The sequence below is a fragment of the Flavobacterium piscisymbiosum genome, from assembly GCF_020905295.1.
Taxonomy (GTDB): Bacteria; Bacteroidota; Bacteroidia; order Flavobacteriales; family Flavobacteriaceae; genus Flavobacterium; species Flavobacterium piscisymbiosum.
Window position 1 is genome coordinate 2,212,739 of the sequence record NZ_JAJJMM010000001.1, and the last position, 26,040, is coordinate 2,238,778.

A 26,040-nucleotide genomic window follows, 5' to 3' on the forward strand; every position below is an offset into this window, starting at 1 on the left:
GTCGTCCCGAGGCTTCGGGATTAACCCGATGGAGATAGAATCTGGAATTTACAATTCACAATTAATAATTAAATAATCATCATCAATCACAATCAATTTTAAAAATCAATCAATCATGAAAAATTTTACACTTTATCTCGTTGTCCTTATTTTCTTATTTGTTAGTAAGGTACTCGGGCAGGAAACCTTTGAATCTAAAGCAAAAAAAATTGCGAATAAAATCGAGAAGATTACCAAAGAAGAAAAAGCAGCTTTGAAAGAAGAAGTAGAAGTTATAAACGTGCAATTGTCTGAAGGGAAAATTACCCAGGAACAAGCAGACAAACGCAAAAAAGAATTAGCAGAAGCCAGAGCTACAATTATCGAGGAAAAAGTAACAGAGGCACAAAATGAACTTAATGATTTGGTTCAGCAAAAAGTTGACGGAAAAATCAAAGAAGATTCATTAAGCAAAAAATATAGTATTGTATTTCATGTAAGAGACAGAGATAGGGATAAGTCTAAAGATTCAATTCATGGAGAAAAAAGAACGACCTCTCAATTTGTATTTGCAATGGGATTGAATAATATGATGGTCGATGGCAAACTTCAGGATTCTAATTATAGTTTTATGGGTTCGCATTTCTATGAATGGGGTTTTACTTATAATTCAAGATTAATGAAAAACGACAATTTACTACATGCCAAATATGGACTTTCGTTAATGTACAATAACATTCGCCCAACAGACAACAGGAGTTTTGCAGTAAATGGAGATCAGACTGAATTGCAAACCAATCCTATAAATCTTGATGAATCCCGTTTTAGAAATGTTTATATCGTGTTGCCTTTACATTTAGAATTCGATTTTACAAAACCTCAGATAAGTAATGGCAAAACCTATTTTAGAACTCATAGAAGTTTCCGTTTTGGGATTGGAGGTTATGCAGGAATTAATGTAAAATCGAAACAAATCCTAAAATTTGATCAGGATGATTTAGATTATAAAACAACAATCAAAGGAGATTATAATGTAAATAATTTTATTTACGGATTGAGTTCTTATATCGGTTACAGAGAATTTAGTTTGTATGCCAAGTACGATTTAAATCCGCTGTTTCAGGATAATTTAGTTAAAGAAAATAATATTTCACTAGGTATAAGAGTTGATTTAAATTAAGAATGCAGTTTAATTAGTTAGTAGAAAAGCACTTCGAAAGAGGTGCTTTTTTTATGTTAAATCGCCAAATTTCAAGATTCATTTGTGTACTTTTACAGACTTCAAATTTTTAAAAATATTTTACGTTTTGATTTCACAAGCTACTATTGATTCTGTTTTTGAAACTGCTCGTGTAGAGGAGGTTATTGGTGATTATGTTAATTTAAAACGTGCCGGGAGTAATTACAAAGGATTAAGTCCGTTTTCAGATGAGCGCTCTCCGTCGTTCATGGTTTCGCCTGCAAAAGGAATCTGGAAAGATTTTAGTACAGGAAAAGGAGGGAATTCTGTCAAGTTTTTGATGGAGCATTCCCAATTTACCTATCCGGAAGCCATTCGATACTTGGCCAGAAAATACAATATTGAAATTGAAGAAACAGAACAAACAGATGCTGAAAAAGCAATGACGGATGTTCGAGAAAGTATGTACCTGGTTTCTGAATTTGCAAAAGACTATTTTAATAAAACACTTTTAAATTCAGAAGAAGGAAAAGCAATTGGACTTTCTTATTTTAAAGAAAGAGGTTTTACCAATGAAACCATCAAAAAGTTTAGTTTAGGATATTCACCGGAAACCTGGGATGCGTTGACCAAAGAAGCATTAGGTAAAGGATATAAACTCGAATTTCTGGAAAGCACCGGTTTGACCATTGCAAGAGAAGACCGTCCGTTTGACCGTTTCAAAGGTCGTGTCATGTTCCCGATAGAAAGTATGTCCGGACGTGTTTTAGGTTTTGGAGGACGTATTTTAACCAATGATAAAAAAGCAGCGAAGTACCTGAACTCGCCCGAAAGTGATATTTACCATAAAAGTAAAGTGCTTTATGGTATTTTTCAGGCCAAACAATCGATAGCCAAACAAAACAATTGTTATCTGGTTGAAGGTTATACTGATGTGATTCAGTTTAATCAGGCAGGGATCGAAAACGTTGTGGCTTCATCAGGAACCGCTTTAACGCCGGATCAGATTCGTTTGATCAATAGGTTAACAAGAAATATTACAGTGCTGTTTGACGGAGATGCTGCAGGATTACGTGCCTCTGTTCGAGGAATCGATTTGATTCTTGAAGAAGGAATGAACGTAAGGGTTTGTGCTTTTCCTGACGGAGAAGATCCTGACAGTTTTGCACGAAAAACTTCGCATGATGATCTTGTTGCTTATTTAGAAGAAAATAGTAAAGATTTTATACAGTTTAAAGCCTCACTCTTAATGAAAGAGGCTAAAAACGATCCTATAAAAAAAGCCGATTTAATTCGCGATATGGTCGTGAGTATTTCGAAAATTCCGGATCGTATTCAGCGTGAAATTTATACTCAGGAATGTGCCAGAATCATGGATATTTCTGAGCAGGTATTGGTGAGTACTTTGGCTCAGCTAATTCAAAAAGATCTTACAGAGGCTAGTAAAAAACAAAAGCAGGAACAAAAACCTTTTGAAGTTTTTAGAAACCAAACTCCAAACCAAGGCAGTTTTTCAGGAGGAGATCCTGAAGATCCAAGAAATGGGCCTCCGGAAGATTATTATCCGGGAGAGCCTGGATATCCAGTATCAGAACCTGCAGAAAAAGTAGATATTCTATATCGTTTAGAACGAAAAGTAATTGAGATTTTATTGCTTTACGGAGATAAAACAGAAGAATTTGAAGATGTGCTTTTAAAAAATAACGACGAAGGTGAAGTTGTAATGGTTTCTGAAATGAGAGCTTACAAAGTGTACCAGCGTATTTATTTGAGTTTGCAGGAAGATGAGGTAGAGCTTTCTAATAATTTGTTCCGAGATATTTTTACAGACTTAATTGGATTTTATAACCAACATGAAAAATTTAGTCTCGAACAATATTTAATGCGTTTGCAGCCTGATTTTGCTCAGGAAGTTACCGATATTTTAATGGAAGATGAGCGACTGACGCTTCATGATTGGGAAGGACAGAACATTTTTTCGAAAATGAAACACGAAACGATTGCACAATACGTTACAGAAACTATTATGTCTATGCGTTGGTTTTTGGTGGGTAAAATCATCGAAGAATTAAAAAGCTCTATAAAACCTGATAATTCAGATAATACAGAGCTTTTGTCTATGGTTGTCGATTACTCAAAATTAGTTAATGCGTTCTCGAAAAAACTAGGAAGAGTAATGTCGAGGTACCATTAAATAATTTCTAAAGTCTTCGCTTTGTTAACTAAGTCAACTAAATTAGTAACATTTAATTTAGTCAATAATCTTAATTTGTAAGTACTGATCGTTTTTTCGTTCAGGTTTAAGATTTTAGAGATTTCATTGTTTTTCTTACCATCACTTAAGTAACGTAAAACTTCAATCTCACGATTTGAAAGTTTTCTGTACAAACGCTCGCTTTTGCTTTGTTTAGCAATAAGGGCCATGTTTTTACGTACAGTTTCATTGATGATAATTTTTCCTTCGTGTACTTTAATAATAGAAAGACCTAAAGTTTCAAGTTTTTCTGTTTTGTGCACATACCCGGAAACTCCTGCTTTGATTGCATTTGGAGCATACATTTGTTCAGCGAGGTCACTAAAAATTACAATTTTTGTTTTTGGGAAGTTTTTCAGGATAGATTTTACTTCGAAGATGCTTGAAAGACCTTCTAATTCCAGATCTAGAATTAGGATGTCAATCTCCTTCGTCTGAAGAATATCTCTAACCATTGAAAAATTGCCTACGTTGGCAACAATTGAAATTTGATCGTGGTCTTTAAAATAAGACTTAACGCCAAAGTGAGTCACAGGATGATTGTCTGCAAGACATACTTTAATCATAATTTTTACCTTTTTTAGAATTGTTCATGTTTTTGGAACTGTAAAATTAATAAATAAATTCTGTAATTAATTGCAGACAAATGTTAAAATGTTTTATTTTAACGTTTTTGGTATTATACAAACCGGAATTGGATCCATTTTATGCTTGTTGCTGGTGTTTAAACGTTTATAAATTTCAAAGACAGATTTTTCTCTCCCAATGAAGTCAGCTGGCGTTTTTCCTGACTCCGCGGCCAACATCGCCCATTCAAGTTCATCGTAACTTGCGCCCAATTGGTCTTCATCGGTACGATTGTCACCAAATAATCCATCTGTTGGTGCAGCTGTTAAAATTGACTCCGGAATCGTTAAAAATTCACCAAGAGCATAAACATCCGACTTCATTAAGTCGGCAATTGGACTTAAATCGACTCCGCCGTCTCCATATTTAGTATAAAATCCTACACCAAAATCTTCTACTTTGTTTCCAGTCCCTGCTACTAAAAGCCCATGAATGCCGGCTAAATAATATAAAGAGGTCATTCTCAGGCGTGCACGAGTGTTTGCTAACGATAAATTAACTTTTGTTGAATCTTTTGTAGTAGGCACAGCAGTCTTAAAAGCTTCAAAAGTGTCAGTTAAGTCAGTTTTTACATCCAAAACGTTCGGAAAACGCTTTTTTAGTTGCTCAATATGTTCTCTTCCTCTTAAAACTTGATTTGGCGCCTGGTGAATTGGCATTTCTACACATAAAACCTGTAAACCCGTCTGAGCACATAGGGTAGAAGTTACCGCAGAGTCAACTCCGCCTGAAATTCCAATTACAAATCCGTTTGCTTTTGCATTGTTAGCATAATTTTTTAGCCACTCTACAATGTGGATATTTACTTTTTCTGTCTGAATGGTACTTTTTTTAGCCATAATAGTTCAAGTTTTAAGATACAGGGATGTATATTTGCAGAATTATTTTTAAGTATACATTTACTTAAAATCCAGCAACACAAATCTAATTAAAATAAAATGAAAATTTATCGCTTTGTAGTGGTTCTGTGCTTGTTTTTTTTGTCCTGTGAGCAAAAAACCAAAGTAGAAAAAGCAGTCGAAGAAATCCCGGTTGATATAAAGGTAGAACGTTTTGATAAGGTGTTTTTTGAAACGAAACCGGAAGATTTGGAGAAAGTAAAAAAACAGTACCCTTTCTTTTTTCCGGCAGGTAATGATGATACTATCTGGCTTAAAAAAATGCAGGATCCTTTATGGAAAGAAGTATATACTGAAGTGCAAAAAAAATACGCCAATTTTGAACCTGTTCGTCAGGAATTTAATAAGCTGTTTCAGCATGTAAAATACTATTTTCCAAAAACTAAAACTCCTAAAGTAATTACCGTAATTGGAGAAATGGATTATAACGCTAAAGCGATTTATGCTGATAGTCTTGTAATTGTTGCTTTAGAACTCTATTTAGGTAAAGAGCATAAGTTCTATGAATTTCCAAACTATCTAAAACAGAATTTTGAGGAAAAACAAATCATGCCGGATGTAGTTTCTAGTTTTGCTTTTAGAAACATTCCTGCCTTTCCTGATAAAAATTTAGTTTCGCAAATGATTTTCGAAGGAAAGCAATTGTATGCAAAAGATTTGCTTTTACCTGAATATACAGATGCTGAAAAAATTGGCTATACGCCGGAACAAATAAAATGGAGTCAGGAAAATGAAGCGTATATGTGGCGCTTTTTTATCGAAAGCGAACTGTTGTTCAGTGAAGATCCAAAATTAAATACCCGATTTATTGCGCCTGCTCCGTTTTCTAAATTTTATTTAGAAATAGATAATGATTCTCCTGGACGAATTGGTGCATGGCTCGGATGGCAAATGGTACGTTCTTATATGAAGAATAATACTAATGTTACCTTGCCGGAATTATTAAAAACAAACGCAAAAGAAATTTTTGAACAGTCAAAATATAAACCTAAGAAATAATGTCAGATACAATAAACTCAGAAATTAAATTCAATATAGAATTAGATGAAAACCGTGTTCCTGAAAAATTAACATGGAGTGCGCAAGATGGTGGTGTGCAGGCAGAAGAAGCAAAAGCTATAATGTTATCTATTTGGGACAGTAAAGCCAAAGAAACAATGCGTATTGATCTTTGGACAAAAGATATGCCGGTTGATGAAATGAAAATCTTTTTTCACCAAACATTAGTAGCGATGTCAGATACTTTTAAGCGTGCTACAGACGACGAGAAAATGTCAGATACGATGAAAGATTTTTGTGATTATTTTGCAGAAAAACTGGAACTTGCGAAATAAATAAATTCCAATACAGAAAGGAAATTCCAAAAATAAAATCCCAAATTCCAACCTTACAATTGGAATTTGGGATTTTTTATTTTTTGGAATTTATTTTACTTAACAGATCTTTTGTCTAAATCTTTAAATATTCGTTTTAAAGCTCCTTCTATTAATTGATTTGCATTTTTGTAAAGCATAATATTGTCTTTAAGTTTACCGGAGCTTTGAGTATTATGGTCAGATGGAGCGTTTACTTTTGAAGTAGTGCCTATTACATTTTGAGAGTAAATAATCTGCTGTAAATTTAAATCGTAAATCTCTACAATTACAGAGGCTTCATTTTTTCCTGCATCGTTAGCTTGCTGATAAAGTTCGAGAGAAGAAAAGTCGCTTTTGTTTTTTTGGGTAGAAATATTAATAAAGAAATCAAAACCAGTTCCGTCTTTGAGCTCCTTCAGTTTTGTTTTACCCGGATTTAAGTTAATTTTTCGGGGAACCAGTAAGCCTTTAACATCATGAATATATGATAATCGGTCTCCTGTGTATTTTTTAAAATATTTTAAGCACTCTTCGGTTAGTTTGTCTTTAGAGCCGTTCGGACAATCTAATTCGTTTAAGAGCCATTTTCCAGATGTAAAATCAACTCCGGTTCGCTGTCCTGTAGCAAATGTATAGGATGCTGTGGTGCAAGAGGAAAAAGAAATAAAGATAAAAAAGAAAACAAGGAGCGTGGTATTTTTCATAAATTACAAATTGATTCGTTTCAAATGTAATATAAAATGCGTTGTGTTTTAATTTGTTGTAAAATATCCTTGAAGATTTTGACTACAAATAAAAAATCCCAAATTCCAGTTTTAAATTGGAATTTGGGATTTTTTTTATTTTTTAAAAGATTCCTTTTCTTGTTGGAATTTATTTTTTAAAACTGTGAGTTGTTTTTAAATACTTCCTGATTTACTTCATCAATATAACTTAAAACATCATCTTTTCCTGTTTGTTCTGTTGCAGAAGTCACAAAATAATGTGGCATCTCTTCCCAGTTATTAGCAAACATTTGCTTTTTGTATGCTGCAACGTGCGAATCGATTTTTACTTTACTGATTTTGTCAGCTTTGGTGAAAATAATGCAAAACGGAATTTCGCTTTCGCCCATATACGACATAAATTCAATGTCGATTGCTTGTGCTTCATGGCGAATATCAATCAAAACAAAAGCACAAACTAATTGTTCTCTGGTTTCAAAATAATCTGTAATGAATTGTTGAAAAACTGATTTTGTCTTTTTTGATACTTTAGCATAACCATAACCAGGTAAATCGACAAGGAACCAATTATTGTTAATCTTAAAGTGATTAATCAATTGGGTTTTTCCTGGCCTTCCTGAAGTTTTTGCTAAATTTTTATGATTGGTAAGCATATTGATCAAAGAAGATTTCCCAACGTTTGATCTTCCGATAAAAGCATATTCCGGCAAAAAATCCTGCGGACATTTTGCAACTTCAGAATTACTGATAATAAATTCGGCGGTATTAATTTTCATGTTTTTTGTGTTTAAGACCTCCTTAAAGTCGAAAGTTAGGTGCTACAATTTCGTTTTAACGAGCCATTCTTCAAGAATTGTGTTGAATTCCTGAGGATGTTCCATCATAGCAGCGTGTCCACATTTGTCTATCCAATATAAAGTTGAATTAGGCAATAGTTTGTCAAATTCTTCGGCCACATTTGGCGGAGTTACAGCGTCATTTTTACCCCAAATAATACAGGTTTCCACTGTCATTTTTGGTAAATCTTTGGCCATATTATGACGAATTGCACTTTTGGCAATCGTTAGGGTTTTGATCAGTTTGATACGATCATTAACCGTTGCGTAAACTTCATCTATAAGTTCCGGAGTTGCAATTTTAGGATCGTAAAATACATCTTCAGCTTTCTTTCTGATGTATTCATAATCGCCTCTTTTTGGGTAACTATCTCCCATTGCGCTTTCGTAAAGACCAGAGCTTCCGGTAATTACAAGTCCTGCAACTTTTTCAGGATATAGTTTTGTGTGATAAAGTGCGATGTGACCTCCTAATGAGTTGCCTAGTAAAATGACCTTATCATAACCTTTAAAAGTGATAAAATCTTTAACGTATTTAGCAAAGCTTTTTACGTTAGTTTTTAAAATACTCTGAGTATATATTGGCAAATCCGGGATAACAACTTTGTATCCTTTCGTTGGGAAATATTCTGCTACAGCATCAAAGTTACTAAGGCCTCCCATTAAGCCATGTAAAATAACGATAGGAGTTCCTTCTCCAGCTTCATAATAGCTGTATTTGCCTTCTTTTTTGTAGTGTTTGTCCATTTAATTTAATGCCAATTTCAATTGGGACAAATATAGGGTTTAATAAATAAAAATGAATTTTTGCCACCGTTTTTTAACTAGATAATTTAAGTAGAACTTGTAAGTGGTTAAAAATCAGCTTTTATAGCTGTTTTTGATGTATTTTCTAAATGTTAAGAAAACTGCATAATAACTAATTTTTTAAGAAATATTATGCATTATTTTTTTGATGTCGAAGTGTTATTGAGTTTTCGTTAATTATAAGTTAAAGTATTGATTGTCCATAAATTAAGTGTAGTGGTAAGAAAGTGGTTAAACTTATTAACAAAGTGGTATATTGTGGTATATTGTGGTAATATTTTTTATATTTTTGCTGTATAACATATCAATGTATTATTCTTGAACACAATTGTTGGAACATATGAGTGTAAAGTCGATGCTAAGGGGAGGCTAATGATGCCTGCACCCTTAAAAAAGCAATTGGCTTCATCTCTTCAGGACGGGTTCGTTTTGAAGCGCTCGGTTTTTCAACCGTGTTTAGAATTGTATCCAATGGACGAATGGAACTTGATGATGCAAAAAATCAACAAGCTGAATCGTTTTGTAAAAAAGAACAATGATTTCATTCGAAGATTTACTGCCGGTGTTAAGATGGTAGAGATTGATGCATTGGGAAGGTTATTGGTTCCGAAGGATTTGGTAGCTTTTTCAAGTATTTCTAAAGATGTGGTTTTTTCATCTGCGGTTAATATTGTGGAGATTTGGGATAAAGATTTATATGAAAAATCAATAAGCGGCGAAGATATGGATTTTGCAGATCTGGCCGAAGAAGTAATGGGAAATATTAATGACGACGACAATGGAATATCATAATCCGGTTTTGCTTCACCCTACAGTTGATGGTTTAAATATTAAACCAGATGGCATATATGTAGATGTTACGTTTGGCGGCGGTGGTCATTCAAAAGAAATTTTGAGACGATTAGGGCCAAACGGAAAATTATTTGCTTTTGATCAGGATGAAGATGCTCTTGCAAATGCGTTGCCGGATGAACGGTTTACCCTGATTAATGAGAACTTTAGATTTATAAAAAGATTTCTACGTTTTCACGGTGTTAAAAGTGTAGATGGGATTTTGGCTGATTTAGGTGTTTCATCGCATCAGTTTGATGTTCCCGAAAGAGGATTCTCGACAAGATTTGATGCCGAACTCGATATGCGGATGAGTCAAAAAAATGATTTAAGTGCTTATCGTGTGGTTAACGAATATGAAGAACAGGATTTACGTCGTGTTTTTTTTGATTATGGGGAGTTGAAGAATGCACCACTTTTGGCCAGAACAATTGTAGAGGCGAGAGAGCATTACCCAATTAAAACAACAGACGAACTGAAAGATGTTTTGGCGAAATTTTTACCTGAAAGAATTCGAAATAAAGTTTTAGCTCAGATTTATCAGGCGATTCGAATTGAAGTAAATCAGGAAATGGATGTTTTGAAAGAATTTATCGAGCAGTCTCTTGAAATTCTTAATCCGGGCGGAAGATTCTCAGTAATCTCTTATCATTCTCTCGAAGACAGGCTGGTAAAAAGATTTATAAAAAACGGAATGTTTGAAGGAGAACCGGAACGCGATTTTTTTGGAAACTTTTCTGTTCCGTATAAAACAATAGGAAAATTAATTGTTCCTGATGATGCTGAGATCAAAATCAACAATAGAGCAAGAAGTGCAAAATTAAGAATTGCTGAGAAGATATAATATATATAGGTAGAAAATGAAAAGTGGAGTATTTGGCATATTAAAAGCAAGATTTCTGTTAAACGATGACGCGGTGAAGAACTGGAGGTTCATTGTTTTTATAATTCTGCTTGCTATACTAATGATTGCCAATACACAGCGATACGAACAAAAGGTTTTTGAAATTGCAAAAATAAGTAATGAAGTAAAAGAATTACGATCTGAATTTGTGGATCGCCGTTCAGAATTAATGAAGTTGAAGATGGAATCAACGATATCGGATAAAATGCTTGAAAAACAAATTTTCCCATCAACGGTTCCTCCGGTTAAAATAGAAGTAACAAAAGAAGAAGAAAAAAGTTTCTTTAAAAGAATATGGCAGTAGACGATAAAAATATATCCTACAGAATTTACCTCGTAGCAGTTTTCATCTTTGTGATGGCAATTGCTATTGTTGTTAAGTTAACCAATATTCAATGGGTTGAAGGAGATTATTATAGAAAACTGGCGAAACAGCGTACAGTTAGAAATTTTGTGATTCCGGCAAACAAAGGAAACATTTATTCTGCTGACGGAAGTTTATTGGCAACATCGATCCCTAATTATGAGATTCGATTTGATGCCAAAGCGCCAAAAACAGAAACTTTTGAGAAGTATGTAAAAGCATTGTCAGATTCATTGGCAACGGTTTTAGATAAACCGGGAAGTTATTTCGAAAAAGATTTAAGAAAAGCAAGAGCCAATAAAAATCGTTATTATTTGATTGCCAGAAAATTGAGTTATACCGAATATGTAAAAATAAAAGGTTTTCCATTATTCAATTTAGGCGCTTTCAAAGGTGGGATTATAATCGAGCAGGAAACTGTTAGAAAACATCCAATAGGGAAAATTGCAGAAAGAACAATCGGTTACGATAAAATTGATCCTGCAACAGGAGTCGAAGTAGGTAAAGGAATCGAGTGGGCTTTTAAAGATTACCTAAACGGAAAAGACGGCAAGATTTTAAAACAAAAAATTGCAAAAGGCCAATGGAAACCTATTCGTGATTTAAACGAGGTAGATCCAATTGATGGTTATGATGTAATATCGACAATTGATGTTTTTATTCAGGATATTGCGCATCATGCTTTGTTGAAACAGTTAGAAGAATATGAAGCTGATCACGGTTGTGTAGTAGTAATGGAAACAGAAACGGGGCATGTAAAAGCAATTTCGAATTTAGGAAGAGCAGAAGACGGATCGTATTATGAAACTACAAATTATGCTGTAGCAGAATCTCATGAACCGGGATCTACTTTTAAATTAGTCGATTTAATGGCGATTTTAGACGATAAAGTAGCAGATACAAGTACAGTTTACGATAGTCACAACGGGCAAGTAAAATATTATGGTCGTTCTGTTACTGATTCGCACAGAGCTGGTTACGGAAAAGTTACGTTAGCGCGTGGTTTTGAACTTTCATCCAATACAGTAATGGTTCAGGCGGTTTATGAAGCTTATAAAAATAATCCATCCAAATTTGTGAATCATATTAAGAGTTATGGATTAGATAAACCATTAGGATTGCATTTTAAGGGAGAAGGAAGACCTTATATACCGCAACCTGGAGATAAACACTGGTCAGGTGTTTCGCTTCCGTGGATGGCATTTGGATACGGAGTTTCGGTTACGCCAATGCAGACTTTGGCTTTTTATAATTCAGTAGCCAATAATGGTGTAATGGTGAAACCGCAATTTGTGTCAGAAATTAAAGAGTGGAATAAAACCATTAAAAAGTTTGATGTTGAAGTAATAAACCCAAGAGTTTGTTCGCCTGAAACTATTAAAAAACTGAAAGCAGTATTAGCGAATGTGGTTAAAAAAGGAACAGGATCAAAGCTGTATTCGAAAGATTTTTCGATGGCTGGTAAAACAGGAACAGCTCAGGTAAATTACGGAGGAAAAGAAGGGAAGTCGGCATTGTATTACGCATCTTCTTTTGTGGGTTATTTCCCGGCAGATCATCCTAAATATTCTTGTATTGTAGTGGTTCATAAGCCTAATACATCAAAAAATAATTATTACGGAGCAGACGTTGCGGGACCGGTTTTTAAAAGAATCGCCCAAAAAATATTTACAGATGCACCTTCGACAAATAAAATTAAAAAACTGGATTCTAAAATTTCAAAACAAGAGATTAGTTACGAAAAGTACGATATAGAATCCAGAAAAAAGTCAAGTCAAATCCCTGATTTAAAAGGAATGCCAGGAATGGATGCCATTGCTTTATTGGAAAATTTAGGTTTGAAAGTAAAGGTAAATGGAGTAGGAAAAGTAAAAAAACAGTCTTTGCAGGCTGGAGAAAATATTAGTAAAAATACAACAATAGTATTAGAATTATCGTGAAAATACTGAAAGACATATTATATAAAGTAGCTATTGAGTCTGTAACAGGTTCGACAGAAATCGACATACATAAAATTGATTTTGATTCAAGAAAAATTGAAGAAAAAGATGTTTTTGTAGCGATTCGCGGATCACTTTCTGATGGGCATGATTATATAGAAAAAGCGATTCAATTAGGTGCTGTTGCAGTGATTTGTGATACGTTGCCTGAAAATATTGAAAAAGGCATCACTTATATTAAAGTAAAAGATACGAATACCGCTTTGGCTTTTATGGCCGCTAATTATTTTGGAAATCCTTCCGAAAAATTAAAATTAGTTGGTGTTACTGGTACAAACGGAAAAACAACAATTGCTTCATTATTGTTTCAGTTGTTTCAAAAAGCAGGATTTAAAGTTGGTTTATTATCAACTGTAAAAATCATGGTCGATGAAACGGAATATAAAGCAACGCACACAACGCCGGATTCCATAACAATCAATCATTTTTTAAACGAAATGATCGAAGCCGGAGTAACGCATTGTTTTATGGAGGTAAGTTCACACGGAATTCACCAGAAACGTACAGAAGCATTACATTTTGTGGGTGGAGTTTTTACAAATCTTTCTCACGATCATTTAGATTATCATCCAACGTTCGCAGAATACAGAGATGTAAAAAAATCATTTTTTGATTCGTTGCCAAAAACAGCTTTTGCATTATCGAATATCGATGATAAAAACGGACCTGTAATGTTGCAAAATACCGTAGCCAGAAAATTTACATATGCCTTGAAATCGTATGCTGATTTTAAAGCTACAATATTAGAAAGCCAATTGTCAGGTTTATTATTGAAAGTAAATGACAATGAAGTTTGGGTAAAACTTATTGGAACTTTTAATGCTTACAATGTTTTGGCAATTTACGGAACCGCTGTAGAATTAGGAATGGACAGTCTGGAAGCCTTAAGATTACTATCTGATTTAGAAAGTGTTTCAGGACGTTTTCAATACATTGTTTCCGAAGGAAATATTACGGCAATTGTAGATTATGCTCATACGCCGGATGCTCTGGATAATGTTTTAAAAACGATAGGAGATATTCGCACTAAAAACGAACAATTGATAACAGTTGTGGGTTGCGGCGGAAACAGAGATAAAACAAAAAGACCAATTATGGCTAAAATTGCTACAGATCTTAGTGATAAAGCAATTTTAACTTCTGATAATCCAAGAAACGAAGATCCTGAAGTGATTCTGGATGAAATGGAAAAAGGTGTTGAAGCTCATAATTATAAAAAAGTATTGAGGATTACCGACAGAAAGCAGGCTATAAAAACGGCTTGTCAATTGGCTCAGCCAAATGATATTATTTTAATTGCTGGTAAAGGTCATGAAACCTATCAGGAAATAAATGGTGTTCGTCATCATTTTGATGATATGGAAACTGTAAAAGAAATTTTAAATCAACTAAATAAATAATAATCAATTTTTAGTTCTAAAATACCACACAAAATTGGAATTTGGAATTTCAAGATTGGAATTTAAAATAAAAGATATATGCTATACTATTTATTTGAATACTTGCGAAAAACGTTAGACATGCCGGGGGCAGGGGTTTTTCAGTACATCACTTTTAGGTCAGCTTTAGCATTCATGCTTTCGTTACTATTATCAACAATTTACGGAAAAAGAATTATTAATTTTTTGCGTAGACAACAAGTTGGTGAAACAGTTCGTGAGCTTGGACTTGCCGGTCAGAATGAAAAAGCAGGAACGCCAACAATGGGAGGTCTGATTATCATTTTTGCGACTCTTGTACCAGTGTTGTTGTTTGCTCGTTTACAAAACATTTATATCGTATTGCTTATCGTAACTACATTATGGATGGGAACCATTGGTTTTGTAGATGATTATATCAAGATATTCAAAAAAGACAAGCAAGGTCTTAAAGGAATTTTTAAAGTTATTGGTCAGGTTGGTTTAGGTCTTATTGTGGGAACAGTACTTTATTTTAATCCTGCCGTTACAGTGCGAACAGATACAGGTTATAACGGAGGAGTAAAAGCATCTTCTTCGATAGTTATGCCTGCACAAATAGAGGAAAAGTCTACAGCAACGACAATTCCTTTTGTAAAAAACAATGAATTTGATTACGCTGAATTATTGGCATGGACAGGTGAAGGTTACGAAAAATGGGCTTGGTTAATTTTTATTCCGGTGGTTATTTTTATCATCACAGCGGTTTCAAACGGAGCTAATTTAACAGATGGTATAGATGGTCTTGCCGCAGGAACTTCGGCAATATCGGTCTTGGCACTCGGAATATTCACGTTTGTATCGGGAAATATTATTTTTTCTAATTATCTGAATATTATGTACATCCCCAATTCGGGAGAGATGACGGTCTTTATATCGGCATTTGTCGGGGCGCTAATTGGTTTTCTTTGGTACAATTCCTTTCCTGCATCCGTGTTTATGGGAGATACAGGAAGTTTGACGATTGGAGGAATCATTGCTGTTTTAGCAATTGCAGTTCGTAAAGAAATATTGATTGTATTATTCTGTGGAATTTTCCTTGCAGAAAGTGCTTCGGTAATTATTCAGGTAGCTTATTTTAAATATACAAAAAGACGTTTTGGCGAAGGCCGAAGAATTTTTCTGATGTCGCCATTGCATCATCATTATCAGAAAAAAGGATATCACGAAAGTAAAATTGTGACCAGATTCTGGATTGTTGCCATCATGTTAGCCATATTATCAATTGTTACTTTAAAATTAAGATAAATTTTTAATTAAAAATTGAGAATTAAAAATTAAAAATTGTGTGTGTTTGGATAGATGAAGGAGAATATTATTCAAGAGAAGTCATTTCTCTTTGCGGTTAGGGTAGTCAATTTATATAAATACCTAACTAATACAAAAAAGGAGTTTGTTTTAAGTAAACAACTTTTAAGATCGGGGACTTCAATTGGAGCAAACATTGAAGAGTCGATTGGAGGACGTTCTGATAAAGAGTTTCTGTTTAAGCTTGAGATTTCATATAAAGAAGCCAGAGAAACGATTTATTGGTTGAAATTATTGAAAGCAACAGATTATATTTCTGCAAATGAGTTCGAAAGTGTTCATAAAGAAGCAGAAGAAATATGTAAAATATTAGCGAAAATTATAATAACCTTAAAAGGGAAAACGTGATGGAATTAGAAACTTTATATGTTAGATTTTTAATTTTTAATTCTCAATTTTTAATTTATAAAGTATGAGGTTAGTAGTACTTGGCGGAGGAGAAAGTGGCGTTGGAACGGCTATTCTCGGAAAGAAACAAGGGTACGAAGTTTTTGTATCAGATTTTGGAAAAATAAAAGAGAGCTATAAAGAAGTTCTTATCATTAATAAAATTGCTTGGGAAGAAGAAAAACATACAGAAGACCTGATTTTGAATGCCGACGTGGTAATGAAAAGTCCGGGAATTCCAGAGAAATCTCCCATAGTACAAAAACTGATTGCTGCCGGAATTAAAGTCATTTCGGAAATTGAGTTCGCTAAACCTTTTACAGAAGCATTGACTATCGGGATTACAGGTAGTAACGGTAAAACCACCACCACGATGTTAACGCATCACTTGTTGAAATCAGCAGGTTTGAATGTTGGTTTAGGAGGTAACATCGGAAAAAGTTTTGCCTGGCAGGTAGCCGAAAATAAATACGATGCCTACGTTCTTGAATTAAGCAGTTTTCAGCTCGACGGAATTATAGATTACAGGCCGGATATTGCCATAATTACGAATATTAGCCCGGATCATTTAGACCGGTACGAATATAAATATCAAAATTACATCGATTCAAAGTTTCGAATAACAATGAATCAGACCGAAAGCGATTATCTTATTTACGATGCAGATGATGAGGCAATTGCAGAATGGTTAAAAAATAACAAAACAAAAGCAAAATTAATTCCTTTTTCATTGACTGAAAAATTTGATGAAGGGGCTTCTATAAATAACAACAAAATGGAAATAAAGATCAACCAAGAAGAGTTTACAATGGAAACAGAATACATTGCGTTAGAAGGAAAACATAACATGAAAAACGCAATGGCAGCAAGCTCTGTAGCGAAATTGATGCAAATTAGAAATGCAACAATCCGCGAAAGTTTATCTAATTTTCAAGGTGTTGAACACCGTTTAGAAAAAGTTCTAAAAATTCAGAATGTACAGTATATCAACGATTCGAAAGCAACAAATGTAAACGCTACTTTCTTTGCTTTAGACAGCATGAATGTGCCAACGGTTTGGATTGTTGGAGGTGTTGATAAAGGAAACGACTATAACGAATTGATGTCATTGGTTCGCGAAAAAGTAAAAGCTATTATTTGCCTTGGAGTTGATAATCATAAAATTATCAATGCTTTTGGTAACGTAGTAGATATAATGGTTGAAGTAAATAACATGAACGACGCGGTAAAAACTGCACAACGTTTAACAGAAAAAGGTGATGCTGTTTTATTATCTCCAGCCTGCGCAAGTTTCGATTTGTTCGAAAATTACGAAGACAGAGGAAAGCAATTTAAGCAAGCAGTACACAATTTATAATTTTAGATTTTAGAGTTTAGATTTTAGATTTTTTTCTAAACTGTGAGATTAAAATTAATATTTAAGTTCTTTTGATTATGACGACGGATGAGATGAAGATGAGAACAAAGAAGTTCTCTTTGATGATAATTGATTTAGCGGAAAAAATGCCTAATACAAATGTGATTAGGTCAATTACAAATCAAATTGTAAGAAATGGAACATCGGTTGGAGCTAATTATCGAGCAGTTTGTCGTGCCAGAAGTGATAGGGAATTTGTAGCTAAAATGAATATAGTTTTAGAAGAAGCTGATGAAACTTTATTTTGGTTAGAAATTATAAAAGAAAAAATGTGGATTACTAAATCTGAATTAGAAATGATTTGGAAAGAAGGAAATGAGTTAACAGCCATTTTCGTTAGTAGTTTAAAAACAGTAAACAACAGAATCAATAATAAACCGAAGGTTTGAAAATAATCTATAATCTATAATCAGAAATCTAAAATATGAAAGAGCTAGTTAACAAATTAAAAGGAGATAGGGTAATATGGTCATTCGTGGCTTTATTGGCGCTGTTTTCGTTTATGCCTGTTTTTAGTGCGAGTAGTAATTTGGCGTATATAGGACATGGAACCGGAAATACACTGGGGTATTTAGTAAAACATCTGGCTCACATTTGTATTGGTTTCCTCATTATATATTGGGTACACAGGATTCCGTATCATTATTTTAGAGCAATTTCAAAAGTGGCGTTGCCTGTAGTTTGGTTCTTGCTGTTGTATACATTGCTAAAAGGAACTGTAATTGCTGGAGCAAATGCAAGTCGTTGGATTCAGGTGCCATTTATAGGTATTACGTTTCAAACATCTACTTTGGCGGCTAGTATATTGTTTATTTATGTTGCGCGTTATTTGTCAAAAACCAGAGAAGAAAATGAACCGTTTCAAACGTCATTGATACAGCTTTGGTTGCCTGTTTTTATAACATTAGCATTGATATTACCGGCTAACTTTTCGACCACAGCGTTGATATTTTCGATGGTCATTATGTTGACATTTATTGGTAGATATCCGCTTAAATATATTGGTTTTATAATTGGTTCAGGAATCGGAATGTTGTTGTTTTTCCTTTTGGTGGCAAAAGCTTTTCCGGATTCGAGATTCTTTAGCAGGGTATCAACCTGGGAAAGTCGTATTATGAACTTTACCACAGATAAGCCGGATGAAGATGATTATCAAATCGAGAAAGCAAAGATTGCCATTGCATCAGGAAAATTAGGAGGATTAGGACCTGGGAAAAGTGTTCAGAAAAACTTTTTGCCACAGTCGTCTTCAGATTTTATCTATGCGATTATTGTCGAAGAATATGGCTTGGTTGGCGGAGTGGCCATTTTGGTTTTATACTTATTGTTATTGTTCAGATTCGTAATTGCATCGCATAAAGCCAATACGCTATTTGGGAAGTTAGTCGTCGTCGGGTTAGGTTTTCCGATGATATTTCAGGCGATGATCAATATGGCAGTTGCGGTCGAATTATTACCAGTAACGGGACAAACCCTTCCGCTGATTAGTAGTGGAGGTAGTTCGATCTGGATGACGTGTTTCTCTCTTGGAATTATCATTAGTGTAACTAAAAAAGAAGAAGAAATCGCTGAAGAACAGGAAGAAAAAGAAAGAAGAAAAGAAGCGCTTCAGAGATTAATCGATAAAGAATTGGCCGAAGAAGATTTAGTTGCTACTGAAAAAGAACCGGTTTATGAAGAAGAAGGAATGTATTCGATAGAAGATAATTCCAGAAATCCAATGAATGCAGTTTTAAATAAATAGAAGAGATTAAAATAGAAATAGTTTTTTAAAGCGAATAACTTTTAAAAATATGACAAATTATAAATTCATATTAAGCGGTGGCGGAACAGGAGGACATATCTATCCTGCAATTGCTATTGCTAATGAATTAAAAATGCAATTCCCTGATGCTGAGTTTCTTTTTGTAGGAGCTCAGGACAAAATGGAAATGCAAAAAGTGCCTCAGGCAGGTTATGAAATCAAAGGACTCTGGATCGCGGGTTTGCAAAGAAAATTAACCTTGCAAAATTTGATGTTTCCGCTAAAATTGGCAACAAGTTTGCTAGAGTCAAGACGAATTATAAAACAGTTCAAGCCTAATGTGGTAATAGGAACGGGAGGTTTTGCCAGCGGACCATTATTACAGGCAGCCGGAGGGGCGGGAATACCAACAGTAATTCAGGAGCAAAATTCATTTCCGGGAATTACCAATAAATTGTTGAGCAAAAAAGCCAATGCAATTTGTGTGGCATACGGAAATTTAGAGCGTTTTTTTCCTAAAGAAAAAATTGTCTTAACAGGAAATCCGGTTCGTCAGGATTTAATCGATATCGAAAGTAAACGCGATGAAGCAATCGCTTTTTATGGTTTAGATCCTAATAAAAAAACATTACTGGTTTTGGGCGGAAGCTTAGGTGCAAGAAGAGTGAACCAGTTAATCGAGAAAGAATTACAAAATATGCTTTCGCAAGATGTTCAGATCATCTGGCAATGCGGAAAGTTATATTTTGAAGAATATAAAAAACACAATCAACAACATGTAAGAGTAGTTGATTTTATCGAAAGAATGGATTTTGTATATGCTGCAGCAGATGTGATTATCTCACGAGCAGGAGCATCATCAGTATCGGAACTATGTATTGTTGGGAAACCGGTAATTTTTATTCCGTCGCCAAATGTAGCCGAAGATCATCAAACTAAAAATGCTCAGGCAATAGTAGATGCAAAAGGGGCTATTTTGTTGAAAGAATCAGAATTAGACAGTCAGTTTAGTATTGTTTTTGAAGCTTTGATGAAAGATCAGGGAAAACAAAAACAATTAAGCGATAACATCAAAAAGCTGGCAATGCCAAATGCAACGAAAGTGATTGTAGATCAGATTAAAAAGTTGTTATAATATAACTTTTTACGAAAATTATAGAACAGAATAAAAAATTTAGAACGCTATTTTTAAGCGTTTTGAGTTATTAAAATAATAAAATTACAAAGGCTTAAGTACTAGTTTTTTATACAATAAAGCAACTTGTAAATAGCTCAAAATTAAATAGAAATGAATTTAAATCAGATACAGAACGTTTATTTTATTGGCATTGGAGGCATCGGAATGAGTGCTCTGGCCCGCTATTTTAAAAATATCGGGAAGCAGGTTTCTGGTTACGACAAAACGCCATCGATGTTAACGAGCGAATTGATTGAAAGCGGTATTGATATTCATTTTGAAGATAATATTAGTCTAATTCCTTCTGATTATTTTGTAGAAAACACTTTGGTAATTTTTACGCCGGCAGTCCCTGTTACACATTCTGAATGGCATTATTTTATCGAAAGAAATTACGAAATAAAAAAACGCGCCGAAGTTTTAGGAATTATTACCAAAGACACTTTTAGTTTTGCGGTTGCCGGAACACACGGAAAAACAACTACGTCAAGTATTTTGGGGCATATTTTGTATGAAAGCGGAGCTGATGTTACTGCTTTTGTGGGCGGAATTGTAGAGAATTACAATTCGAACCTAATCGGGAACGGAAAAACCGTAACAGTGGTAGAAGCAGATGAATTCGATCGTTCGTTTTTGCATTTACACCCTAATATTGCCTGTATTACGTCTATGGATGCTGATCATTTGGATATTTACGGAACCAGTGAAGCAATCGAAGCTTCGTTTGTAGAATTTGCTTCGAAAGTAGAAGATAAAAATAAGTTGTTTATAACAAAAGAGTTGCCGCTTAAAGGTGTGCAATGTGCTATAAATGAAGATGCTGTATATAAAGCTTTTAATGTTCGTATAGAAGACGGAAGCTATGTTTTTGATGTGCAGACGCCATCAGAAATTATGAAAGATTTGCATTTTGGATTGCCTGGAAAACACAATTTAATGAATGGATTGATGGCTATTGCAATGGCTAAGACTTTTGGCACCCCGACCGACTTGATTGCAAAAGCCATTGCTTCGTTCAACGGGATCAGAAGACGTTTTTCATACCAGATTAAATCGGAAAAATTAGTTTATATAGATGATTATGCACATCATCCAACAGAAATAAATGCTGTACATCAAGCGGTTAGAGAGTTGTATCCGGATCGTAAAGTTTTAGCGATTTTTCAGCCTCATTTATTTAGCAGAACAAGAGATTTTGCTGATGGATTTGCTGAAAGTTTATCGCAGTTTGATGAAGTGTTTTTAATGGATATTTACCCTGCACGTGAATTGCCGATGGAAGGGATTACATCGCAATGGCTGTTAGGAAAAATGACGAATTCGAACAAAAAAATTGTTGCAAAAAGTGATTTATTAGCGGAGATCAAAGCCAGTGATGCGCCAATAATTGTAACAATAGGAGCTGGTGATATTGGAGAAATGGTTCCGTCAATTAAAAAAATGCTAAATGAAAATATTTAATTGGACAAATATTCGATTAATTCTCATTTTAGGGCTTGTTTTGTTTTTATATTCTTTTGCTCAACATCGAAATGGGGATCGAAAATTAAAAAAATCGATGGTAGTTTTTGTAGGAGAAAATACGCTTTTTGTGAAGCCGGAAACGGTTAATAAATTGTTGATAGAAAATAAAAGAGACGCTTCCAGTATCCGAAAAGATGAACTAGATTTGAATAAGATTGAGAAAACCCTTGATACGCAAGAGATGATTGAGAAGTCAGACGTTTTTGTAAGTATCGATGGGGTTCTAAAAGCAGTAGTAAAACAGAGGACACCAATAGCAAGAGTTTATGATGGTGACGCTTCTTTTTATATTGACTATGAGGGTAATAAAATGCCTTTATCAGACAATTATACTGCTCGGGTTCCACTTGTTTCTGGGGCAATAAATAAAAAAAATAACGAAGATTTAGCTACTTTATTTCGCACAATTTATGACGATGCGTTTTTGAGAAAAAACATCATTGCAATTCAAATTATGCCGAATGGTAGCCTAAAAATGTTTAATAGAAATTATAATTACTTCATCGATTTTGGCAGAACGATGAATGTTGATAAGAAATTTAATAACTATAAAGCCTTTTTTCAAAAAGCGGTTTTAGATAGTTCGTTATATAAATACAGTAAGATTGACCTTAGGTTTACGGAACAAGTAGTTTGCACAAAATAATAGAAAATGGAAAAAGATAACATTGCAGTAGGTCTAGATATTGGAACGACAAAGATAGTTGCCATGATCGGCAAGAAGAACGAGTATGGAAAGTTGGAAATTTTGGGTATTGGAAAATCCAAAAGTTTAGGAGTTGCGAGAGGAGTTGTAAACAACATTACTCAAACTATTCAGTCCATTCAGCAAGCAATACTTGAGGCAGAAAACAATTCAGGTTATAAAATAAAAGATGTTGTTGTAGGTATCGCAGGACAGCACATCAGAAGTATTCAGCATACAGATTACATCAGCCGTAATAATCCGGAGGAAGTAATTGGCGAAAAAGATATTCAGCTTTTGATTGACCAGGTAAACAAACTGGCCATGTTACCGGGAGAAGAGATTATTCACGTTTTGCCGCAGGAATTTAAAATCGACGGACAATCTGAGATAAAAGAACCAATCGGGATGTACGGCGGAAGATTAGAATCTAGTTTTCACGTAGTAGTTGGGCAGGCTTCTTCGATCAGAAATGTTGGAAGATGTATTCAGAGTTCAGGAATCGAATTATCAGGATTGACATTAGAACCATTAGCTTCGGCAGATGCCGTTTTAAGTCAGGAAGAAAAAGAAGCAGGTGTAGCGCTAATTGATATCGGTGGCGGAACCACAGATTTGGCCATTTTTAAAGATGGTATTATTCGTCATACAGCAGTAATCCCTTTTGGAGGAAATGTAATTACAGACGATATTAAAGAAGGTTGTTCGATTATCGAAAAACAAGCAGAGCTTTTAAAAATAAAATTCGGATCAGCCTGGCCGGGAGAAAATAAAGACAACGAGATTGTTTCTATTCCGGGTTTAAGAGGCAGAGAACCAAAAGAGATTTCACTTAAAAACTTATCTAAAATTATTCATGCCCGTGTGGTAGAAATTGTAGAGCAGGTTTTTGCAGAAATTAAAGCTTATGGACACGAAGATCCCCGTAAAAAATTAATTGCAGGAATTGTTCTTACCGGTGGTGGAGCTCAACTAAAACATATCAAACAATTAGTAGAGTATATTACAGGTATGGATACCAGAATTGGATATCCAAATGAGCATTTGGCAGGAAATTCAAGCGAAGAAATTTCTAGTCCGTTATTTGCAACCGCAGTTGGTTTGGTAATGAACAGTATCGAAAATAGTACGCAAAGTGCTGTTAGAATGGAGATTGTAAATGAGCAGCCAAAAGTGGTTTACAGAAATGTTCCTCCGCAAGTGCAACAACCTGTACAACAACGATACGAAGTAGAAGAAAACTACGTTGAAAGAGTAGAAACTATTGAAGAATCAAGAGAAGTCAGAAGTAATGCCACTAAAGAAGAATCTACTGAAACTAAAATTAGAAGATCATTTTTTGACCGATATGTCGATAAAATCAAAGATTTTTTAGACAACGCAGAATAGAATAATAAAAGAAAAGGATTACTTTTTTGGCCCCAAGTCAAGAAGTAAAAAATGTATTAAATAAGAATTTCAAAAACCAAAAAGATGATGAGCAACTCAGAATTTGGAAGTATTTCATTTGATTTACCAAAAAACCAATCAAATGTTATCAAAGTAATAGGTGTAGGTGGAGGTGGTAGTAATGCTATCAACCACATGTTTAAGCAAGGTATTAAAGGCGTTGATTTCATCGTTTGTAATACTGATTCACAGGCACTACAGAACAGTTCGGTACCGAACAAGATTCAGTTAGGTATGAACTTAACAGAAGGTCTTGGAGCAGGAGCAAATCCTGATGTAGGACAGCAATCTGCTATAGAAAGTATCGCTGATATCGAAAAAATGTTAGACCGTGGTACTAAGATGGTATTTATTACCGCTGGTATGGGTGGTGGTACAGGTACTGGTGCAGCTCCGGTAATTGCACAATTGGCCAAAGAAAGAGAAATTCTTACGGTTGGTATCGTTACTATTCCTTTTCAGTTTGAAGGAAAAGTGCGTCAGGAGCAAGCGCTTTTAGGAATCGAAAAATTGCGTAAGCAAGTCGATTCGCTAATTGTAATTAATAATAATAAATTAAGAGAAGTATACGGAAATCTTGGTTTTAAAGCAGGATTCTCGAAAGCGGATGAAGTTTTGGCAACAGCCTCAAGAGGTATTGCCGAAGTAATTACGCACCACTATACTCAAAATATCGATTTACGTGATGCTAAAACTGTTTTATCAAACAGCGGAACTGCTATCATGGGATCTTCTGTTGCAGCGGGTGAGAACAGAGCAAAAGAAGCTATTGTTTCAGCATTAGATTCTCCGTTGTTAAACGATAACAAAATTACAGGAGCCAAAAACGTATTGTTGCTTATCGTTTCTGGATCAAACGAAATTACATTGGATGAGATTGGAGAAATCAATGATCACATTCAGGTAGAAGCGGGTCACAATGCTAATATTATCATGGGAGTTGGTGAAGACGAAACTCTTGGTGATGCTATTGCCGTGACTATTATTGCAACAGGTTTTGATGTTGAACAACAAAATGAAATTGTAAACACAGAACCTAAAAAAATAATTCATACGCTGGAAGATGAGCAAAGAAGTGTTCATAATTTATCGAATAAATCAGTTACTTCTTTTGATGTAAATGCAGAAACACCTACTGCAAAATCTGAAGAGAAAATTGTTTTTGATTTAATGGATGACGAAGATACCGAAATGCCGTTTACAGCTACGCATGTTGCTCCAGTTGAAGTTGCTCCAATTGAAGTTGCACCAGTTGCTGTTACACCGTCAATGAATGTTACCAGCAATCCATCAACGAATGTTGCAGGGAATAATCCATCGATGAATAAGGAAGAATTAGTGGTGATGTCTGAGTTTATCAAAAACCTTGACGTAACTTTCGAAATTGTTTCGCCTATTACAGATATTGATTTTACTATTACGACTCCGGAAACTCAGACTTTCCAGAATATACAACCAGTTCAGCAAGTTCAACAAAGAACTTTTGAAAGAGAAGAGCAAACGACTTTCTCATTCGATTTGCCTCTTTTTAGATCAGAGCCAGAAGTTAAAAAAGAACCGGTTGCAGAACAGGAAAATAAAGTTTTATTCGAATTATCGAATGAGACCCGTAATATAAAAGTAAATGATCCGGTACAATTTGTTCCGGTAACAGAACTTTCAGATAAAGGAATCATCAAATATTCATTAGAAGAATATATGGAGGTTGAGAATGAGTTAGTGGCATCAAAACCTGTTGATAAAGTAGTAGAAGATGTAATTCCTGCGGAATTGAATATCACTATGAAACAAAAAACTGATTTTGCAAGTGAAGCTCATTTTACAACAACTTCAGAGGTTTCTCCGATGGAATTGACAATTGAGGAAACTTTACGTTTGAGAGCTGAAGAAAGAAGAAAGAAACTAAAAGAATTTAATTATAAATTCCATAATAATGTTTCCAGAATTGATGAACTTGAAAAAGAGCCTGCTTACAAAAGATTAGGTATCGATTTATCAAATAATCAATCAAATAATAACAATTCGAGAATATCAGTTGGAACAGATAGTAACAACGATTTGCAGTTGCGTTCAAACAATTCATTTTTGCACGATAACGTAGATTAATTTTACAATCCTAATTATAAAGATA

Annotated in this window: 24 protein-coding genes; 19 read left to right on the forward strand and 5 right to left on the reverse strand. The window is 34.4% G+C overall.

Going from position 1 to position 26,040, the window contains the following annotated elements; translation table 11 throughout:
• The first annotated feature begins 115 nt into the window (after positions 1-115).
• Both LNP81_RS09820 and dnaG read left to right on the forward strand, forming a co-directional pair.
• Positions 116-1,159 carry a hypothetical protein gene (locus LNP81_RS09820; RefSeq protein WP_230035395.1) on the forward strand — a complete coding sequence of 348 codons (1,044 nt, stop codon included), beginning with the start codon at positions 116-118 and terminating at the stop codon, positions 1,157-1,159.
• 127 nt (positions 1,160-1,286) lie between these two features.
• Complete coding sequence (dnaG, locus tag LNP81_RS09825) at positions 1,287-3,353, forward strand: DNA primase (RefSeq protein WP_230035396.1); 2,067 nt, start codon at positions 1,287-1,289, stop codon at positions 3,351-3,353.
• Here dnaG and LNP81_RS09830 read toward each other — a convergent pair.
• Together LNP81_RS09830 and nadE are read right to left on the reverse strand one after the other, a co-directional pair.
• The gene (locus LNP81_RS09830) at positions 3,350-3,979 is read right to left on the reverse strand and encodes a response regulator transcription factor (protein WP_026730588.1); all 630 of its coding nucleotides are present in this window, start codon (positions 3,977-3,979) and stop codon (positions 3,350-3,352) included. The genes dnaG and LNP81_RS09830 overlap by 4 nt on opposite strands.
• Positions 3,980-4,072: 93 nt before the next feature.
• Positions 4,073-4,879 carry an NAD(+) synthase gene (gene nadE, locus LNP81_RS09835; protein WP_230035397.1) on the reverse strand — a complete coding sequence of 269 codons (807 nt, stop codon included), beginning with the start codon at positions 4,877-4,879 and terminating at the stop codon, positions 4,073-4,075.
• Between the two features lie 99 nt (positions 4,880-4,978).
• Here nadE and gldB point away from each other — a divergent pair, with 99 nt between their 5' ends.
• Complete coding sequence (gene gldB, locus LNP81_RS09840; RefSeq protein WP_230035398.1) at positions 4,979-5,938, forward strand: gliding motility lipoprotein GldB; 960 nt, start codon at positions 4,979-4,981, stop codon at positions 5,936-5,938.
• On the forward strand, positions 5,938-6,273 hold the full coding sequence (gene gldC / locus LNP81_RS09845; protein ID WP_065452158.1) for a gliding motility protein GldC: 336 nt from the start codon (positions 5,938-5,940) through the stop codon (positions 6,271-6,273). The genes gldB and gldC overlap by 1 nt, the downstream gene beginning before the upstream one ends.
• Before the next feature lie 95 nt (positions 6,274-6,368).
• On the opposite strand, the gene LNP81_RS09850 is transcribed toward gldC, so the two are convergent.
• The 3 genes from LNP81_RS09850 to LNP81_RS09860 all read right to left on the reverse strand — a co-directional run bounded on the left by LNP81_RS09850 (position 6,369) and on the right by LNP81_RS09860 (position 8,602).
• On the reverse strand, positions 6,369-6,998 hold the full coding sequence (locus LNP81_RS09850) for a hypothetical protein (RefSeq protein ID WP_230035400.1): 630 nt from the start codon (positions 6,996-6,998) through the stop codon (positions 6,369-6,371).
• 176 nt (positions 6,999-7,174) lie between these two features.
• On the reverse strand, positions 7,175-7,795 hold the full coding sequence (gene yihA / locus LNP81_RS09855; RefSeq protein WP_230035402.1) for a ribosome biogenesis GTP-binding protein YihA/YsxC: 621 nt from the start codon (positions 7,793-7,795) through the stop codon (positions 7,175-7,177).
• A 42-nt stretch (positions 7,796-7,837) separates the two neighbouring features.
• The gene (locus LNP81_RS09860) at positions 7,838-8,602 is read right to left on the reverse strand and encodes an alpha/beta fold hydrolase (protein ID WP_230035404.1); all 765 of its coding nucleotides are present in this window, start codon (positions 8,600-8,602) and stop codon (positions 7,838-7,840) included.
• 378 nt (positions 8,603-8,980) lie between these two features.
• Here LNP81_RS09860 and mraZ point away from each other — a divergent pair, with 378 nt between their 5' ends.
• The 15 genes from mraZ (at position 8,981) to ftsZ (ending at position 26,015) form a co-directional block, all read left to right on the forward strand.
• The gene (gene mraZ, locus LNP81_RS09865) at positions 8,981-9,454 is read left to right on the forward strand and encodes a division/cell wall cluster transcriptional repressor MraZ (protein WP_065452162.1); all 474 of its coding nucleotides are present in this window, start codon (positions 8,981-8,983) and stop codon (positions 9,452-9,454) included.
• Entirely contained in the window at positions 9,429-10,337 is a 909-nt protein-coding gene (gene rsmH, locus LNP81_RS09870) for a 16S rRNA (cytosine(1402)-N(4))-methyltransferase RsmH (RefSeq protein WP_194618767.1), read from the forward strand. Before mraZ ends, rsmH begins: the two co-directional genes overlap by 26 nt.
• 16 nt (positions 10,338-10,353) lie before the next feature.
• On the forward strand, positions 10,354-10,701 hold the full coding sequence (locus tag LNP81_RS09875; protein ID WP_078008598.1) for an FtsL-like putative cell division protein: 348 nt from the start codon (positions 10,354-10,356) through the stop codon (positions 10,699-10,701).
• Positions 10,692-12,701 carry a penicillin-binding protein gene (locus tag LNP81_RS09880; protein WP_230035407.1) on the forward strand — a complete coding sequence of 670 codons (2,010 nt, stop codon included), beginning with the start codon at positions 10,692-10,694 and terminating at the stop codon, positions 12,699-12,701. Before LNP81_RS09875 ends, LNP81_RS09880 begins: the two co-directional genes overlap by 10 nt.
• On the forward strand, positions 12,698-14,161 hold the full coding sequence (locus LNP81_RS09885) for a UDP-N-acetylmuramoyl-L-alanyl-D-glutamate--2,6-diaminopimelate ligase (RefSeq protein WP_230035409.1): 1,464 nt from the start codon (positions 12,698-12,700) through the stop codon (positions 14,159-14,161). Before LNP81_RS09880 ends, LNP81_RS09885 begins: the two co-directional genes overlap by 4 nt.
• Before the next feature lie 78 nt (positions 14,162-14,239).
• Positions 14,240-15,466, forward strand: a complete 1,227-nt coding sequence (mraY, locus tag LNP81_RS09890) for a phospho-N-acetylmuramoyl-pentapeptide-transferase (protein ID WP_230035411.1) — start codon at positions 14,240-14,242, stop codon at positions 15,464-15,466.
• A gap of 54 nt (positions 15,467-15,520) precedes the next feature.
• On the forward strand, positions 15,521-15,874 hold the full coding sequence (locus tag LNP81_RS09895; protein ID WP_230035413.1) for a four helix bundle protein: 354 nt from the start codon (positions 15,521-15,523) through the stop codon (positions 15,872-15,874).
• Positions 15,875-15,938: 64 nt separating this feature from the next.
• Positions 15,939-17,270 carry a UDP-N-acetylmuramoyl-L-alanine--D-glutamate ligase gene (murD, locus tag LNP81_RS09900; protein WP_230035414.1) on the forward strand — a complete coding sequence of 444 codons (1,332 nt, stop codon included), beginning with the start codon at positions 15,939-15,941 and terminating at the stop codon, positions 17,268-17,270.
• A gap of 77 nt (positions 17,271-17,347) precedes the next feature.
• A complete protein-coding gene (locus LNP81_RS09905) occupies positions 17,348-17,719 on the forward strand; it encodes a four helix bundle protein (RefSeq protein WP_230035417.1) in 372 nt (123 codons plus the stop codon).
• A 35-nt stretch (positions 17,720-17,754) separates the two neighbouring features.
• Positions 17,755-19,074, forward strand: a complete 1,320-nt coding sequence (locus LNP81_RS09910) for an FtsW/RodA/SpoVE family cell cycle protein (RefSeq protein WP_230035419.1) — start codon at positions 17,755-17,757, stop codon at positions 19,072-19,074.
• Between the two features lie 49 nt (positions 19,075-19,123).
• The gene (gene murG, locus LNP81_RS09915; RefSeq protein WP_230035421.1) at positions 19,124-20,209 is read left to right on the forward strand and encodes an undecaprenyldiphospho-muramoylpentapeptide beta-N-acetylglucosaminyltransferase; all 1,086 of its coding nucleotides are present in this window, start codon (positions 19,124-19,126) and stop codon (positions 20,207-20,209) included.
• 153 nt (positions 20,210-20,362) lie between these two features.
• On the forward strand, positions 20,363-21,712 hold the full coding sequence (murC, locus tag LNP81_RS09920; RefSeq protein WP_230035423.1) for a UDP-N-acetylmuramate--L-alanine ligase: 1,350 nt from the start codon (positions 20,363-20,365) through the stop codon (positions 21,710-21,712).
• Positions 21,699-22,421, forward strand: a complete 723-nt coding sequence (locus LNP81_RS09925) for a cell division protein FtsQ/DivIB (protein WP_230035425.1) — start codon at positions 21,699-21,701, stop codon at positions 22,419-22,421. Before murC ends, LNP81_RS09925 begins: the two co-directional genes overlap by 14 nt.
• 6 nt (positions 22,422-22,427) lie before the next feature.
• The gene (gene ftsA / locus LNP81_RS09930) at positions 22,428-23,849 is read left to right on the forward strand and encodes a cell division protein FtsA (protein ID WP_230035427.1); all 1,422 of its coding nucleotides are present in this window, start codon (positions 22,428-22,430) and stop codon (positions 23,847-23,849) included.
• An 84-nt stretch (positions 23,850-23,933) separates the two neighbouring features.
• Entirely contained in the window at positions 23,934-26,015 is a 2,082-nt protein-coding gene (gene ftsZ / locus LNP81_RS09935; protein ID WP_230035429.1) for a cell division protein FtsZ, read from the forward strand.
• The last annotated feature ends 25 nt before the right edge of the window (positions 26,016-26,040 follow it).

Excerpts from the sequence above, each read along its gene's own strand:
- LNP81_RS09820 (WP_230035395.1), top strand. The coding sequence starts at position 116 with ATGAAAAATTTTACACTTTATCTCGTTGTCCTTATTTTCTTATTTGTT.
- LNP81_RS09830 (WP_026730588.1), bottom strand. The coding sequence starts at position 3,979 with ATGATTAAAGTATGTCTTGCAGACAATCATCCTGTGACTCACTTTGGC.
- nadE (WP_230035397.1), bottom strand. The coding sequence starts at position 4,879 with ATGGCTAAAAAAAGTACCATTCAGACAGAAAAAGTAAATATCCACATT.
- gldB (WP_230035398.1), top strand. The coding sequence starts at position 4,979 with ATGAAAATTTATCGCTTTGTAGTGGTTCTGTGCTTGTTTTTTTTGTCC.
- gldC (WP_065452158.1), top strand. The coding sequence starts at position 5,938 with ATGTCAGATACAATAAACTCAGAAATTAAATTCAATATAGAATTAGAT.
- LNP81_RS09850 (WP_230035400.1), bottom strand. The coding sequence starts at position 6,998 with ATGAAAAATACCACGCTCCTTGTTTTCTTTTTTATCTTTATTTCTTTT.
- yihA (WP_230035402.1), bottom strand. The coding sequence starts at position 7,795 with ATGAAAATTAATACCGCCGAATTTATTATCAGTAATTCTGAAGTTGCA.
- LNP81_RS09860 (WP_230035404.1), bottom strand. The coding sequence starts at position 8,602 with ATGGACAAACACTACAAAAAAGAAGGCAAATACAGCTATTATGAAGCT.
- rsmH (WP_194618767.1), top strand. The coding sequence starts at position 9,429 with ATGACGACGACAATGGAATATCATAATCCGGTTTTGCTTCACCCTACA.
- LNP81_RS09875 (WP_078008598.1), top strand. The coding sequence starts at position 10,354 with ATGAAAAGTGGAGTATTTGGCATATTAAAAGCAAGATTTCTGTTAAAC.
- LNP81_RS09880 (WP_230035407.1), top strand. The coding sequence starts at position 10,692 with ATGGCAGTAGACGATAAAAATATATCCTACAGAATTTACCTCGTAGCA.
- mraY (WP_230035411.1), top strand. The coding sequence starts at position 14,240 with ATGCTATACTATTTATTTGAATACTTGCGAAAAACGTTAGACATGCCG.
- LNP81_RS09895 (WP_230035413.1), top strand. The coding sequence starts at position 15,521 with ATGAAGGAGAATATTATTCAAGAGAAGTCATTTCTCTTTGCGGTTAGG.
- murD (WP_230035414.1), top strand. The coding sequence starts at position 15,939 with ATGAGGTTAGTAGTACTTGGCGGAGGAGAAAGTGGCGTTGGAACGGCT.
- LNP81_RS09905 (WP_230035417.1), top strand. The coding sequence starts at position 17,348 with ATGACGACGGATGAGATGAAGATGAGAACAAAGAAGTTCTCTTTGATG.
- LNP81_RS09910 (WP_230035419.1), top strand. The coding sequence starts at position 17,755 with ATGAAAGAGCTAGTTAACAAATTAAAAGGAGATAGGGTAATATGGTCA.
- murG (WP_230035421.1), top strand. The coding sequence starts at position 19,124 with ATGACAAATTATAAATTCATATTAAGCGGTGGCGGAACAGGAGGACAT.
- murC (WP_230035423.1), top strand. The coding sequence starts at position 20,363 with ATGAATTTAAATCAGATACAGAACGTTTATTTTATTGGCATTGGAGGC.
- LNP81_RS09925 (WP_230035425.1), top strand. The coding sequence starts at position 21,699 with ATGAAAATATTTAATTGGACAAATATTCGATTAATTCTCATTTTAGGG.
- ftsA (WP_230035427.1), top strand. The coding sequence starts at position 22,428 with ATGGAAAAAGATAACATTGCAGTAGGTCTAGATATTGGAACGACAAAG.
- ftsZ (WP_230035429.1), top strand. The coding sequence starts at position 23,934 with ATGATGAGCAACTCAGAATTTGGAAGTATTTCATTTGATTTACCAAAA.